General features: G+C 73.3%; 12 protein-coding genes. 6 read left to right on the top strand and 6 right to left on the bottom strand.

Annotation, left to right across the window (positions count from 1 at the left end):
• Nucleotides 1–100: 100 nt before the first annotated feature.
• Nucleotides 101–895: a metal-dependent hydrolase gene (locus SZN_RS09665; RefSeq protein ID WP_007493768.1), complete on the top strand. Its 795-nt coding sequence runs from the start codon at nucleotides 101–103 to the stop codon at nucleotides 893–895.
• 437 nt (nucleotides 896–1,332) lie between these two features.
• Here SZN_RS09665 and SZN_RS09670 read toward each other — a convergent pair whose 3' ends face one another.
• The 4 genes from SZN_RS09670 to SZN_RS09685 form a co-directional block, all read right to left on the bottom strand.
• Nucleotides 1,333–1,593, bottom strand: a complete 261-nt coding sequence (locus tag SZN_RS09670) for a type B 50S ribosomal protein L31 (RefSeq protein ID WP_007493770.1) — start codon at nucleotides 1,591–1,593, stop codon at nucleotides 1,333–1,335.
• A gap of 147 nt (nucleotides 1,594–1,740) precedes the next feature.
• The gene (locus SZN_RS09675; RefSeq protein ID WP_007493771.1) at nucleotides 1,741–2,214 is read right to left on the bottom strand and encodes a DUF5709 domain-containing protein; all 474 of its coding nucleotides are present in this window, start codon (nucleotides 2,212–2,214) and stop codon (nucleotides 1,741–1,743) included.
• Between the two features lie 522 nt (nucleotides 2,215–2,736).
• Complete coding sequence (locus tag SZN_RS09680; protein WP_007493773.1) at nucleotides 2,737–4,536, bottom strand: ABC transporter ATP-binding protein; 1,800 nt, start codon at nucleotides 4,534–4,536, stop codon at nucleotides 2,737–2,739.
• A complete protein-coding gene (locus tag SZN_RS09685) occupies nucleotides 4,533–6,428 on the bottom strand; it encodes an ABC transporter ATP-binding protein (protein ID WP_007493775.1) in 1,896 nt (631 codons plus the stop codon). The genes SZN_RS09680 and SZN_RS09685 overlap by 4 nt, the downstream gene beginning before the upstream one ends.
• Nucleotides 6,429–6,661: 233 nt before the next feature.
• Between SZN_RS09685 and SZN_RS09690 the strand changes: the two genes are divergently transcribed.
• Complete coding sequence (locus SZN_RS09690) at nucleotides 6,662–7,441, top strand: L,D-transpeptidase family protein (RefSeq protein WP_007493777.1); 780 nt, start codon at nucleotides 6,662–6,664, stop codon at nucleotides 7,439–7,441.
• Nucleotides 7,442–7,710: 269 nt separating this feature from the next.
• Here the strand turns inward: SZN_RS09690 and SZN_RS09700 are convergent, their stop codons facing one another.
• Nucleotides 7,711–8,160, bottom strand: a complete 450-nt coding sequence (locus SZN_RS09700) for a MarR family winged helix-turn-helix transcriptional regulator (protein ID WP_007493779.1) — start codon at nucleotides 8,158–8,160, stop codon at nucleotides 7,711–7,713.
• 331 nt (nucleotides 8,161–8,491) lie between these two features.
• On the opposite strand from SZN_RS09700, the gene SZN_RS09705 reads away from it, so the two are divergent.
• Together SZN_RS09705 and mltG are read left to right on the top strand one after the other, a co-directional pair.
• Nucleotides 8,492–10,294 (top strand): ABC transporter ATP-binding protein, encoded by a 1,803-nt coding sequence (locus SZN_RS09705; RefSeq protein WP_007493780.1) that lies wholly within the window; start codon nucleotides 8,492–8,494, stop codon nucleotides 10,292–10,294.
• Between the two features lie 43 nt (nucleotides 10,295–10,337).
• The gene (mltG, locus tag SZN_RS09710) at nucleotides 10,338–11,189 is read left to right on the top strand and encodes an endolytic transglycosylase MltG (protein ID WP_007493781.1); all 852 of its coding nucleotides are present in this window, start codon (nucleotides 10,338–10,340) and stop codon (nucleotides 11,187–11,189) included.
• Between the two features lie 18 nt (nucleotides 11,190–11,207).
• Here mltG and SZN_RS09715 read toward each other — a convergent pair whose 3' ends face one another.
• Entirely contained in the window at nucleotides 11,208–12,293 is a 1,086-nt protein-coding gene (locus SZN_RS09715) for an NAD(P)-binding domain-containing protein (protein WP_007493782.1), read from the bottom strand.
• 119 nt (nucleotides 12,294–12,412) lie between these two features.
• Between SZN_RS09715 and SZN_RS09720 the strand changes: the two genes are divergently transcribed.
• Complete coding sequence (locus SZN_RS09720) at nucleotides 12,413–12,835, top strand: secondary thiamine-phosphate synthase enzyme YjbQ (protein ID WP_007493783.1); 423 nt, start codon at nucleotides 12,413–12,415, stop codon at nucleotides 12,833–12,835.
• 323 nt (nucleotides 12,836–13,158) lie between these two features.
• Nucleotides 13,159–13,764, top strand: a complete 606-nt coding sequence (locus SZN_RS09725; protein WP_043729555.1) for a DUF998 domain-containing protein — start codon at nucleotides 13,159–13,161, stop codon at nucleotides 13,762–13,764.
• The last annotated feature ends 64 nt before the right edge of the window (nucleotides 13,765–13,828 follow it).

The following is a 13,828-nucleotide window of genomic DNA, read 5'->3' on the forward strand; positions in this document are numbered from 1 at the left end:
GGGCACGAAGATCGCGAACGCTACGCTGTGACGCCGACGGCACGTCGGCGAACCCGGTCAACTGGACAGCGGCACACGAGGAATGGGACAGGCAGCGGCGATGATGGGACCAGCACACTCACTGTCGGGGGCCGCCGCCTGGCTCGGCGTCGGAGCGGCGGCCGCCGCGGCCGGGAAGGGGATGCCCTGGCCGGTACTCCTCGTCGGAGCGCTGGTCTGCGCCGGGGCGGCCCTCGCCCCGGACCTCGACCACAAAGCGGCCACGATCTCCCGGTCCTTCGGACCCCTGTCCCGCTGGCTGTGCGAGATCGTGGACAAGCTGTCGTACGCCGTCTACAAGGGCACGAAGAAGCCGGCCGACCCGCGCCGCTCCGGCGGGCACCGCACCCTCACCCACACCTGGCTGTGGGCGGTTCTGATCGGCGGCGGCACCTCGGCGCTGGCGATCGCGGGTGGCCGCTGGGCGGTGCTCGCGATCCTCTTCGCACACATGGTGCTGGCGATCGAGGGTCTGCTGTGGCGGGCTGCCCGCGGCTCCAGCAGCGACGTCCTGGTCTGGCTGCTGGCGGCGACCAGCGCGTGGATCCTGGCGGGCGTGCTGGACAAGCCGGGCAACGGCGCGGACTGGCTGTTCACGGCCCCGGGCCAGGAGTACCTGTGGTTGGGGCTGCCGGTGGTCCTGGGAGCCCTCGTGCACGACATCGGGGACGCACTGACCGTGTCCGGCTGCCCGATCCTGTGGCCGATACCCGTGGGGCGCAAGCGCTGGTACCCGTTGGGCCCGCCGAAGTTCATGCGGTTCAGGGCGGGCAGCTGGGTCGAGCTCAAGGTGCTGATGCCGGTGTTCATGCTGCTCGGCGGGGTCGGCGCCGCCGCGGCCCTCAACGTGATCTGAGGGGGCGGGGCGGCCTTCGCCGCGACCGGAGGGGGCGCGGCCGGTATCGGCACTGCTGCTCCTGCGGGCGGCCGCACCCCGGGTCACCTGGCTCTGCGGACCAAGCTGCCGACCCACCCGGCCGACCCGGCGCGCCCGACCCACCCGGCCCGCCCGGCCCGCCCGGCCCGACAGACCGGCCGCCACTGGCGTCCGGGCCGGACGGCCGTTCCTTCGCCGGCGTCTCGCCGGTCCTCGCCCACGGGCCGACCGAGGTCCTGAGCGGCAGCCCACGCGCGGCCCGCGGCCCAGCAGGACCAACGTCCGCCTGGACCGCAGAGCCGGGTGGCCCGGCGCAGGGCCACCGCGCAGTCACGCGAACGACTGGCTGTGCCGGGACACCAGACCGCCGCTCAGCCGTGCCGGCGACCGGCTGTGCCGGGACGCGTTGCCGCCGCTCAGCCGTCCTGGCCGGTTCCGCCGCCGTAGCGGCGCTCGAAGGCGGCGACCCGCCCCTCGGAGTCCACGGTCCGGGCCTTGCCCGTGTAGAAGGGGTGGCTCTCCGAGGAGATCTCGACGTCCACCACCGGGTAGCTCTCGCCGTCGTCCCAGTCGATCGTCTGGTCGCTGGTGGCGGTGGACCTGGTCAGGAAGGCGTAACCGGCGGCGCGGTCGCGGAAGACGACCGCGTGGTAATCGGGGTGCTTGTCCTGCTTCATGCGAACTCCTCGTGGGACGGCGCCGGCGTGGCCGACGGCCTGGGGCCGGGGAACCGGGGCGACACGATGGGAGGGAGCGGCCGGGCAGGGGGCGCGCGGAGGCGCGAAACAGAGCGGCGAGGGCCGATGGCGGCGGAGAGCGGACCGTCAGCCGGACAGCGAGTCCTCGTCGACGATGTGCATGGCGGCCTCCTCGGCGGACGCGGCGGCCCCGTCGATACCGATGTCCATCGCGACGAGCGCGCTCTCCTCGTCCTCATGAGCGCCCTCGTCGGGCGCCACGAGACGGCCGGAACGGCTGTCGCCGACCTCGTTGTCGAGCAGTTCGCCGTCCGTGCCGTCGGCGTCGCCCAGGCCGTCACCGTCCGGGGCGGGCACGTCGGGCACCTCCTCGGCGAGCCGCTGGTCGAGCGTCTCGCCCTGCCTGCGCTCGGCGGCCGTCACGTCGTCGCGCTCCACCGCCCATGGCCGTTCGGGAGGGGACCAGCCGCGGTCCAGGGGGTCGTCGACGCCGTCGTTCTCCAGGGTGTCCTCGACGTCGAGCAGCCCCGTGTCCTCGCGCTGGTCGTCCGCGTCGGGCTGGTAGACGTCGTCACCCCATCCGTCGTCGACGCTGTTCACGGGTACCTCCAGATGGTGGGGAAGGGCCCGAGGTCACCGCGAGGGGCGGCGAGCCGCCGCGACGCGGGGCACAGGCCGCATCCGGTGCGAACCGCGGTCCCCGGATGCTCCCCGAACCGGTGCCGCTTTCCAGCCTTCCACCCCTTTTCCCCCCGGCGCAACGGCACGGGCCGAGTGCGCCGGCCCGAGGCAGGCCGGACACGCCGACGCATCGCCGGGCTTCCCCGGGACCGGACAGGCCCTGACACCGGCTGCGGTCCCCTCGCGACGTGGCGCCCGCGGCGCCGGGCGACGGCGGATGCGCCGGTCGCACTCAGGACGGGCAACCGGCCGTACGCAACCTCCGGTCACCTGGGGTCACAGCCGCCCACGCCCCGTCACCTTCTCCCGGAGGCTCCCTCCCCGCCGGCGCGGCCGCTCACCGCCCCTCTCCGCCTCCCGGACACCGCCACCATCCACCGCCCCGTACCCGCCTCTCCGATCTCCCGTCCCCCGGCCTCCGCCGTCGGCCACCGGCGCGGCTCAGCCGTGCCACGACCGCCACAGTGCCGCGTACGCCCCGTCTGCCCGGACCAGGTCCTCGTGACTGCCCAGCTCGCTGATGCGGCCGTCCTCCACGACCGCGATGACGTCCGCGTCGTGCGCCGTGTGGAGGCGGTGGGCGATGGCCACCACCGTGCGGCCGTCCAGGACGCGGGCGAGGGACCGTTCCAGATGGCGGGCCGCGCGCGGGTCCAGGAGCGAGGTCGCCTCGTCCAGGACCAGGGTGTGCGGGTCGGCCAAGACCAGTCGGGCCAAGGCGATCTGCTGTGCCTGCGCCGGGGTGAGCGCGAACCCGCCGGAGCCGACCTCCGTGTCCAGGCCCTCGTCGAGCGCACGGGTCCACGCGTCCGCGTCGACCGCGCCCAGCGCCGCCCACAGCTCCGCGTCGGTCGCCCCCGTGCGTGCCAGCAGGAGGTTGTCGCGCAGGGAGCCCACGAACACGTGGTGCTCCTGGTTGACGAGGGCCACGTGCGAGCGGACGCGTTCGGCGGTCATCTCGGACAGTTCCGCGCCGCCGAGGGTGATCCGGCCGTCGCGGGGCGCGTAGATACCGGCGAGCAGGCGGCCCAGTGTGGACTTGCCGGCACCCGAGGGCCCCACCAGGGCCAGCCGGGTGCCCGGCGCGACCTCCAGGGAGACCTTGCGCAGGACGTCCACGCCTTCCAGGTAGCCGAAGTGCACGCGGTCGGCTCGCACGTCGCGGCCCTGGGGAGCGAGCTGGGCGTTCCCGGCGTCCGGCTCGATGTCACGGACGCCGACCAGGCGGGCCAGCGACACCTGTGCCACCTGAAGCTCGTCGTACCAGCGCAGGATGAGCCCGACGGGGTCCACCAGCATCTGCGCGATCAGCGCGCCGGTCGTCAGCTGGCCGACGCCGATCCAGCCCCGCAGCACGAACACCCCGCCGATCATCAGGACGGAGGCCAGGACGGTCACATGGGTGATGTTGATGACGGGGAAGAGCACCGACCGCAACCAGAGCGTGTAGCGCTCCCACGCAGTCCACTGCTTGACGCGCAGGTCGGACATCTCGACCCGGCGTGCGCCGAGGCGGTGGGCCTCGACGGTGCGCCCGGCGTCCACGGTCTCGGCGAGCGCGGCGGCGACGGCGGCGTAGCCTGCGGCCTCCGAACGGTAGGCGGCGGGCGCCCGTCTGAAGTACCAGCGGCAGCCCGCCACCAGCAGGGGCACCGCCAGCAGCACGGCCGCCGCGAGCGGGGGCGCCGTGATGACGAGCCCGCCCAGCAGCAGGACCACCCAGACCACGCCGATGGCCAGTTGCGGCACCGCCTCACGCATGGCGTTGCCCAGCCGGTCGATGTCCGTGGTGATGCGGGACAGCAGATCGCCGGTGCCGGCCCGTTCCAGGACGCCCGGCGGCAGCCCGACCGACCGCACGAGGAAGTCCTCGCGCAGATCGGCCAGCATGCGTTCGCCCAGCACGGCGCCGCGCAGCCGCACCTGCCGTACGAACACGGTCTGGACGAGGAGGGCGGCGGCGAACAGCCCCATGGTGAGTTCGAGTGGGAGACCCCGAGCGGTGATCCCGCGGCCCCCGTCGCCCGACACCCGTTCCACCAGGTCGCCCAGCAGCCAGGGGCCGACCATCGAGGCGACCACGGCCGCGGTGTTCACGGTGACGAGCAGCAGGAGGGCACGCCGGTGCCGGCGGAACAGCTCGGTCACGTAGGCGCGTACGGTCGCGGGGGAGCCGACGGGCAGGGTGTTCGCCGTCGTCGGGGCCGCCGGGTCGTAGGCCGGTGGCGCGACGCCGATCATGCGGACTCCTCGATCTCTTGCAGTTCCTTGAGTACGTCGTCCTCTTCGGTGAGGCCGCCGTCGCCGGCCAGGTCTGCGGCCCGCACGGGCGAGGTGCCGAATGCGGTCCGTCCCCGCTGCGCCCCGTCCGTGGCCGAATCCTCGGTCCGGGCGGCCTCTTCGTCGGTCTCCCGGGCTACCACGGCCCGGTACCGCGGCTCGGCGTGCACCAGTTCGCGGTGGACACCGGCGGCCGCCACCGCGCCCTCGTGGACGAGCACCACCCGGTCGGCGCGGTCGAGGAGCAGCGGCGAGGAGGTGAACACCACGGTTGTGCGCCCCGCGCGCAGATCTCGCAGCCCCTGGGCGATCCGGGCCTCCGTGTGGGAGTCCACGGCGGAGGTCGGCTCGTCCAGGACGAGGACGTCCGGGTCCGCGACGAGCGACCGGGCGAGTGCCAGACGCTGGCGCTGGCCGCCCGACAGGGACCGGCCGCGCTCGGTGATCAGGGCGTCCATCGCATCGCCGGCCCCGACCGCCCCCTGGAGAAGCGCGGCGAGGACGTCCTCGCACTGCGCAGCGGCCAGTGCACGCCGGGCCTCGACGCTGCCGGACCTCGGGACGTCGAACAGTTCACGCAGGGTGCCGGAGAGCAGCACCGGATCCTTGTCCTGGACCAGGACGGCCGTACGGGCGTGTGCGAGCGCCAACTCGTCCAGGGGGACGCCCCCGAGGAGCACCGAGGGGCCTTCCTCCGAGGGGTGGCCGCCCAGCCGTTCGGCCAGCCGTCCGGCCGCGTCGGGGTCGCCGCACACCACGGCGGTGAACCGGCCGGCCGGGGCCAGCAGTCCGGTGGCCGGGTCGTACAGGTCGCCTGACGGCACCTCGGATCCGGCGCGTGTACCGCCGGTCTCGGTGGCGCGCTCCAGGGACAGCACCCGCGCGGCCCGCCTGGCCGAGGGCCGCGAGAAGGAGTACGCCATGGCGATCTCCTCGAAGTGCCGCAAGGGGTAGCTGAGGATCATGATCGAGCTGTAGACGGTGACCAGTTCGCCGACGGAGACCTGGCCCCCGCGGGCGAGCTGGAAGCCGTACCAGATCACCGCGATCAGCAGCAGGCCCGGCAGGAGGACCTGGATCGCGGAGATCAGGGCCCACATGCGGGCGCTGCGCACGGCGGCGTGGCGTACCTCCTGGGAGGCCCGCCGGTAGCGGTCGAGGAACAGTTCCTCGCCGCCGATGCCGCGCAGGACGCGCAGTCCGGCCACCGTGTCGGACGCCAACTCGGTGGCGCGGCCCGCCTTCTCCCGCTGGAAGTCGGCGCGCCGTGTGGCGTTGGGGAGGAGAGGCAGCACGGAGAGCGCCAGCACCGGCAGGCCCACGGCGACGATGACTCCGAGGGCGGGCTGGTAGACGACCAGGCCCGCGCAGACGAGCACGATCGTGGTCGCCGCCGCGGTGAAGCGCGACACGGCTTCGACGAACCAGCCGATCTTCTCGACGTCGCCCGTGGAGACGGACACGACCTCACCGGCAGCGACGCGCCGGGTCAGCGCCGAGCCCAACTGAGCGGTCTTGCGGGCGAGGACCTGCTGGACGCGGGCGGCGGCGGTGATCCAGTTGGTGACGGCGGCGCGGTGCAGGAAGGTCTCGCCGAGCGCGGTGCCGGCGCCGCACAGGGCAAGGAGCCCGCCCGCGAGGGCGAGCCGCGACCCCGAGCGGTCCACCACCGCCTGCACGGCCGCGCCCACGCAGAACGGCAGCGCGGAGACGGACAGGAAGTGCAGCAACCCCCAGGCGAGGGCCTTGGCCTGGCCGTCCAACTGGTTCCTGAAGAGCCACCACAGGAAGCGGGGACCCGATCGTGCGTCCGGCACGCCCGGGTCGGCGTACGGAAGGTCTTGAATCTGCATGATGTCCCAGCGGCTCAGTGTCAGAAGAGGAGAAGAGAAGAGGAGAAGAGGAGGGGGGGAAGGGGTGGGAGGATCGCTGACGCCGCCCGCGTACGGACCGTCCGCGGCGGCAGCAAACCGTGACAGGTTCGCCGCGCGGCGGGGCCGGACGCAAGGGGTTTTCCGCGGAGCCGATCGGATCCGGTCCGGGTCGTTCACGGCCCGCGCCGCGGGCACGGTGCGACGATGGGGCGATGCGGAACGGCGGAGTGCGGCGGGCCGCGGCCACCACGGCGGCTGTGGTCGGCCTGCTGACGGTGCTGACGGTGCTGACGGCGTGCGAGGGCGCACGCGAGGGCGCTGGCTCCGGCGCGAGCGCGGGTGCCGATGCCGCGGGTGCCCATGCCGCGGGAGCCGCTCGCGCCCGGTCTGCTTCCCCGGTCGATCCCACCAGGGTCCCGGGGGTCGGCGCCCGGTGGCAGCGGCGTATCCCCGTCGGCTCACGCCAGGTCGTGGCCGTGTACGGGGAGGGCAGGAACTCGCCGGACGCCACGATCGTTCTCTACCTCAAGCGGGGCACGGACTGGGAGCGTGTGCGCGGCTGGCCCGGACACAACGGCAAGAAGGGCTGGACGCCCGATCATCGCGAGGGCGACGACCGCAGCCCGGTCGGCGTCTTCACCCTCAGCGACGCAGGGGGTGTGCTGAAGGACCCTGGATCGAAGCTGCCGTACACGCGTTCGCCGTCGTTCGCCGCGCCGCGCTGGTGGGCGAAGTCGTACTGGCGCGACTTCGATTACGTCATCGCCGTCGACTACAACCGGGTCAAGGGGACCCCGCCCAACGACCCGGTCCGGCCGCAGGGCCGGCGCAAGGGCGGTGGCATCTGGTTGCACATGGACCACGGCAGCGGCACGTCGGCCTGCGTCAGTCTGTCCGAATCGGGAATGCGGTACCTGCTGCGCACGCTCGACCCGGCCCTGCGTCCGGTCGCGGTCATGGGGGACAAGGCCGCACTGAAGAGGCGGAGTTGACGGGGGGAGGTGTCGCCGGAGAGGGGATTCGACCGTGCGGAGGTCGGGGAGCGTCGGTCCGGGGACCCGACGGTGCGTGGGCCCGTCGGCGCGACGGCCGGGCAAGCGCCCGCGCGCACGGCAGCCGAGGGCGACTACGGCGGTTGCCCCGCGTACGGCGACTACCTCGCGCGCCCCCACGCCCAGCGGCCCTGAGCAATGACTCCCTCGCCCGGCAGCCCCGCACCACCGGTCCGCCGCTCGGCAGCGCCGCGCCACGACCCCCTCGCTCAGCAGCCCCGTACCGCGTCGCCGTCGATCAGTGTGTCCAGCAGTTCGCCCAGTACCGCGCGCTGCTCCTCCGTCAGCGGGGCGAGGATCTCCTCCGCCGCTGACCGCCGCGCCCCGTGCAGCTCGCGCAGGGCGCCGCGCCCGTCCTCCGTGAGTTCGATGCGGATCACCCGCCGGTTGGCGGGGTCCGGAACCCGGCGCACCTTCCCGCTCGCCTCCAGCCCGTCGACCAGCGTCGTCACGGCGCGCGGGACCACTTCAAGGCGTTCGGCGAGGTCCGCCATCCGCGGCGGGGCGTCGTAGTGCGCCAGCGTGCGCAGCAGACGGGACTGCGCTGGCGTGACACCGAGGCCGCACTCCTGGAGGTGCCGTTTCTGGATCCGGTGCACCCGGCGGGTGAAGCGCAGCAGCTGCTCGGCGAGCGGGCCGTCGGGATCGGGCATGGTCATGCGGGAACAATATCAGGACCACATTCATTGTGAGCATAGGTAACAATGAGCTAAGCTCCGTCAATCCGCAGCGTCAATCCGCAGCGTCAATCCGCAGCGTCGCACCGCACGGCCGCAACACGCCCCGCGGCCGCCTCGCACCCTGGGGTCGCGCAACCGAACAAATCGAACAACCGCGCAACCGCACCAGCCCGAAGCCGCACCAGCCTGAAAGCCGCAAAGCAGCACCTCCCAATCGCCCGCCCCGAAGATCCCCCTTCCGATTCCCCCGCCCCCGCCCCCGCCCCCACCCTCTCCTCCCCTCCCGCACATCACACCCCCGTAGGAGCCCATGCATCCCGAGAAGGAACCCGTCTGGACCGGGCCGGCCGCCCAGAGCGAGCAGCCCCGGCAGGTCCGCCGCATCCTCCGCCTCTTCCGTCCCTACCGCGGCCGTCTCGCCGTGGTCGGCCTGCTCGTCGGCGCCGCGTCGCTGGTCGGCGTCGCCACGCCGTTCCTGCTCAAGGCGATCCTCGACGTGGCCATCCCCGAGGGCCGCACCGGACTGCTGAGCCTGCTCGCGCTCGGCATGATCCTCAGCGCGGTCCTGACCAGCGTCTTCGGCGTACTGCAGACGTTGATCTCCACGACCGTCGGCCAGCGTGTCATGCACGACCTGCGGACGGCCGTCTACGGCCGCCTCCAGCGCATGTCGCTCGCCTTCTTCACCCGCACCCGCACCGGCGAGGTCCAGTCCCGCATCGCCAACGACATCGGCGGGATGCAGGCCACCGTCACCTCCACGGCGACCTCGCTCGTCTCCAACCTCACCAGCGTGGTCGCCACCGTCGTCGCGATGATCGTCCTCGACTGGCGGCTGACCGTCGTCTCCCTGCTGCTGCTCCCGGTGTTCGTCTGGATAAGCCGCCGCGTCGGCAACGAGCGCAAGAAGATCACCACGCAGCGCCAGAAGCAGATGGCGACGATGGCCGCCACCGTCACCGAGTCGCTGTCGGTGAGCGGGATTCTGCTGGGCCGCACCATGGGCCGTTCCGACTCGCTGACCAAGGCGTTCGCCGACGAGTCCGAGCGGCTCGTCGACCTGGAGGTCCGCTCGAACATGGCGGGCCGCTGGCGCATGGCCGTGATCACCATCGTGATGGCCGCCATGCCCGCCGTCATCTACTGGACCGCGGGCGCCGCGCTGCAGTTCGGCGGACCCGGCGTCTCCCTCGGCACGATCGTCGCCTTCGTCTCGCTCCAGCAGGGGCTGTTCCGCCCGGCGGTCAGCCTGCTGTCCACCGGTGTGCAGATCCAGGCGTCGCTCGCGCTCTTCCAGCGCATCTTCGAGTACCTGGACCTGCCCGTCGACATCACCGAGCGCGACGGGGCCGTCCGGCTGGACCACGTCAAGGGCGAGCTCCGCTTCGAGAAGGTCGAGTTCCGCTACGACGGCAAGAGCGGCCCGATCCTCGACGGCATCGACCTCGCCGTCCCCGCCGGCGGCAGCCTCGCGGTGGTCGGCCCGACCGGCGCCGGAAAGTCGACCCTCGGCCACCTCGTGCCGCGCCTGTACGACGTGACGGGCGGCCGGATCACCCTCGACGGGGTCGACGTGCGCGACCTCGACTTCGACACCCTCGCCCGTGCGGTCGGCGTCGTCTCCCAGGAGACGTACCTCTTCCACGCCTCGGTGGCCGACAACCTGCGCTTCGCCAAGCCCGACGCCACCGACGAGGAACTGCGGGCCGCGGCCGAGGCCGCCCAGATCCACGACCACATCGCCTCGCTGCCCGACGGCTACGACACCGTCGTCGGCGAGCGCGGACACCGTTTCTCGGGCGGGGAGAAGCAGCGTCTGGCCATCGCCAGGACCATCCTGCGCGACCCGCCCGTCCTGGTCCTGGACGAGGCGACCAGCGCGCTGGACACCCGTACCGAACACGCCGTCCAGGCCGCCATCGACGCCCTGTCCGCCGACCGCACCACGATCACCATCGCGCACCGGCTCTCCACGGTCCGGAGCGCCGACCGGATCGTCGTCCTGGACGCGGGCCGGGTCGCCGAACAGGGGACGCACGAGGAACTGCTCCAGCGGGAGGGGCGGTACGCGGCCCTGGTCCGCCGAGACGCCCAACTGGAGCCGACAGGGTGACGATATGCCGGACTTGCCATGCTCTGCGGGTTAACGTTCCGGCATGTACGTGAACACTCCGCCACGGAGCACGATTCGACTGACGCGCCGGGGTCGCACCGCTCTCGTCGCCGCCGGCGCCGTCGTGGCCGGCACCGTCGTGGCGGTGCCCCTGCTGATCATGAGCGACGACGAGCCCGCCCGGCCGACCTCGCTGGTGATCCCGGAGGGCTGGCGGGCGAGCCAGGTCTACACGGCCGTCGACAAGGCCCTCGCCCTGCCGCCCGGCAGCACCAGGAAGTCCCTCGGCAAGGCCGGACTCAAACTGCCCAGCGAGGCCGAGAGCAACCCCGAGGGCTACCTCTTCCCGGCGACGTACCCCCTGGAGCGGGACGGGACCCGGATGACGCCCGAGAGCCTGCTGTCGGCCATGGTGAACACCGCGAACGAGAAGTTCAGCCGGGCGCCCATCGCCGCCGGCGCCCAGCGCAACGCCATGAACGTCTACCAGGCGGTCACCATCGCGAGCCTCGTCCAGGCGGAGGCGGCCACCAGGGCCGACATGGCCAAGGTCGCCCGCGTCGTCTTCAACCGGCTCGAACGCGGCATGCCGCTCCAGATGGACTCGACCGTCAACTACGCCCTCAACCGCTCCTCGATCCGCACGACCGAGGCGGACACGCGCGTCGAGAGTCCCTACAACTCCTATCAGCGCATGGGGCTGCCGCCCACGCCGATCGACAGTCCGGGCGAGGACGCGATGCGCGCCGCGGTCAACCCGGCCGCGGGGGACTGGCTGTACTTCGTCACGGTCAAGCCGGGCGACACCCGTTTCACCGCCGACTACGCCGAACACCAGCGCAACGTGGCCGAGTTCACCCGCCAGCAGAAGGCGAGCCCGAAACCCGGCGCGTGAGCGGCGGGCCCGGGTGCGTCAGGCCGCCGCCCGCTCCCCGGCCAGCAGCCGCCTGATGTCCCGTACGGCCGCGCGGCCCGCCCGGTTGGCGCCGATCGTGCTGGCCGAGGGGCCGTATCCGACCAGGTGCACGCGGGGGTCGGCGACCGCGCGCGTGCCCTCGACCCGGATGCCGCCGCCCGCCTCGCGCAGCCGCAGCGGCGCCAGGTGGTCGAGGGCGGCCCGGAAGCCGGTGGCCCACAGGATCACATCGGCGGCCACCCGCCGCCCGTCCTGCCACTCGGCCCCGTCCGGTGTGATCCGGTCGAACATGGGCTGCCGGTCCAGGACGCCGTTCGCCAGCCCCTCGCGGATCGCGTCGTTCAGCGGCAGACCCGTCACCGAGACCACGCTTCTGGGCGGCAGGCCCTGCCGGACCCGCTCCTCGACGAGCGCGACCGCCGCCCGGCCCACGTCCTCGCTGAACGGGCCCTCGCGGAACACGGGCGGGCGCCGGGTGACCCAGGTCGTGGCCGCCGCGACGGGAGCGATCTCCAGCAGGTGCTGGGTGCCGGAGGCGCCGCCGCCCACCACGATCACCCGCCGACCGGCGAACGCCTCGGGGCCGGGGTACTGCGCGGTGTGCAACTGCCGCCCCCGGAAGGTCTCCTGACCGCGGTAGCGCGGCCAGAACGGCCGGTCCCAGGTGCCGGTCGCGTTGATCAGGGCCCGCGTCGACCACGTGCCGGCCGAACTCTCGACGAGGAGCCGTCCGCCCTCGCCCTCGCGCACCGCCCGCACCTCGACGGGCCGGCGCACCCGCAGCCCGAAGGTCCGCTCGTAGGAGTCGAAGTACTCGGTGATGACCTGCGACGACGGCCGGTCCGGATCGGCCCCGGTCAGCTCCATGCCCGGCAGCGCGTGCATCCCGTGCACCTTGCCGTACGTCAGTGAGGGCCACCGGAACTGCCAGGCGCCCCCGGGGCCGGGAGCGTGATCGAGGACGACGAAGTCTCGGTCGGGCTCGAATCCGGTGCGCCGCAGGTGGTAGGCGCTGGACAGACCTGCCTGACCCGCGCCTATGACGACGACGTCGATGTCCGCGACAGCCTCAGCAGTGTTCACGCCTCTGCCAACCCGCGCGCGGGCGCGGATCTTCCCCGCTACGGGACGGGCGGGGCGCGAGCGGCCGGGACCGGCCGGGACGCGGGGCGGACTCCGTCCGATGGGCGAGTATGGAAGGCATGTCAGACGCCTTCACCACCCGAGTCCTGAACGTCGCGTCCGGCTCCTCGGAGCGGGTCGTGGACCTCACCCGCGACTGCGAGTCCTTCCTCCGGGAGGCGGCGGCCGGCCGCGACGGCCTGCTGAACGTCTTCGTGCCGCACGCCACCGCCGGTGTCGCGATCATCGAGACCGGCGCGGGAAGCGACGACGACCTGCTCGCCGCGCTGCACGGCATCCTGCCCGCCGACGACCGCTGGCAGCACCGCCACGGCAGCCCCGGTCACGGCCGCGACCACGTCCTCCCGGCGCTCGTACCGCCCCACGCGACCCTGCCGGTGATCGACGGGCGTCTCGAACTCGGCACCTGGCAGTCGGTGTGCCTGGTCGACACCAACCGCGACAACCCGGACCGGCGGGTGCGGCTGAGTTTCCTGGGCTGACCGCACCGCACGGCACGACACCCCACGGCACCGCACGACACCGGCTCGGCGGCGGCCGGTGCCGTGCGGGCCGCGTGGCTCACCGGTCGCCGTCCGAGGGGGCACCCGGGACAGACAGGGCACAGGGGTCCGGGCGGCGAGGTGGCGTCGTGCCCGGCTCGGCGGCGACCGGTTCCGCGTCGCGCGGCGGCACACCACGGGCAGTCCGCCGGGTTCTCGGGGGTGCTGCCGCTGCCGCCCTTCGCCGTCGGGGCGGCGAAGGGGTGCCGTGGGCGCGCGTGTGGGTGTCTGGCCGGTGGGCGGCGGCGACTTACGGTTGATTGATGCGACATGTGCCGAAATGGGCTCTGGTGTCATCGGGATGCGCGCCGGCCGTACTGATCGGCGGCTGGGCCATCGCCGCGCGGCTCGAAGGGCCCGCGTACGACCCGGCCACCGAGACCATCAGCACCCTCGCGGCATACGGGTCCTCGGGCTTCTGGGTGATGACCCTGGCCCTGGCCGGACTCGGCGTCTGCCATCTCCTCACCGCGCTCGGGCTGCGGCCGGCCGCGCCCGCCGGACGGCTGGCCCTCGGCGCGGGCGGTGTGACGGCATGTGTGGTGGCGCTCATCCCGCCGCCCAGCAGCGGAGGCTCCCTCCGGCACGGCACGGTCACGGCGATCGGCTTCACGCTGCTGGCGGTCTGGCCGGTGCTGGCCGCCCGGCGCCGCGACGGCGCCCCCTGGGGACTGCGCCCGGCGCCCGCCGTCGCCGCGACCCTGCTGATGCTTCTCTCCGCCGTCTGGTTCCTGGTCGAGCTGCACCTCCAGGGGGCCGCCGGTGTCGCCGAGCGCCTGGTGACCGCCATCCAGTCCCTGTGGCCCTTCGTGGTCGTCGCCTCCTGCCTCCGGCACCGGTACCGGCAGGACGAGACCGCCCCGACCTGAACCCGGGCCCGCCCCGCCGTCGCCCGGACCGTCGGCGGGCGGGAACTCGCCGTCCCCCGCGTCC

Origin of the sequence: Streptomyces zinciresistens K42, assembly GCF_000225525.1 — a bacterium.
GTDB lineage: Bacteria > Actinomycetota > Actinomycetes > Streptomycetales > Streptomycetaceae > Streptomyces > Streptomyces zinciresistens.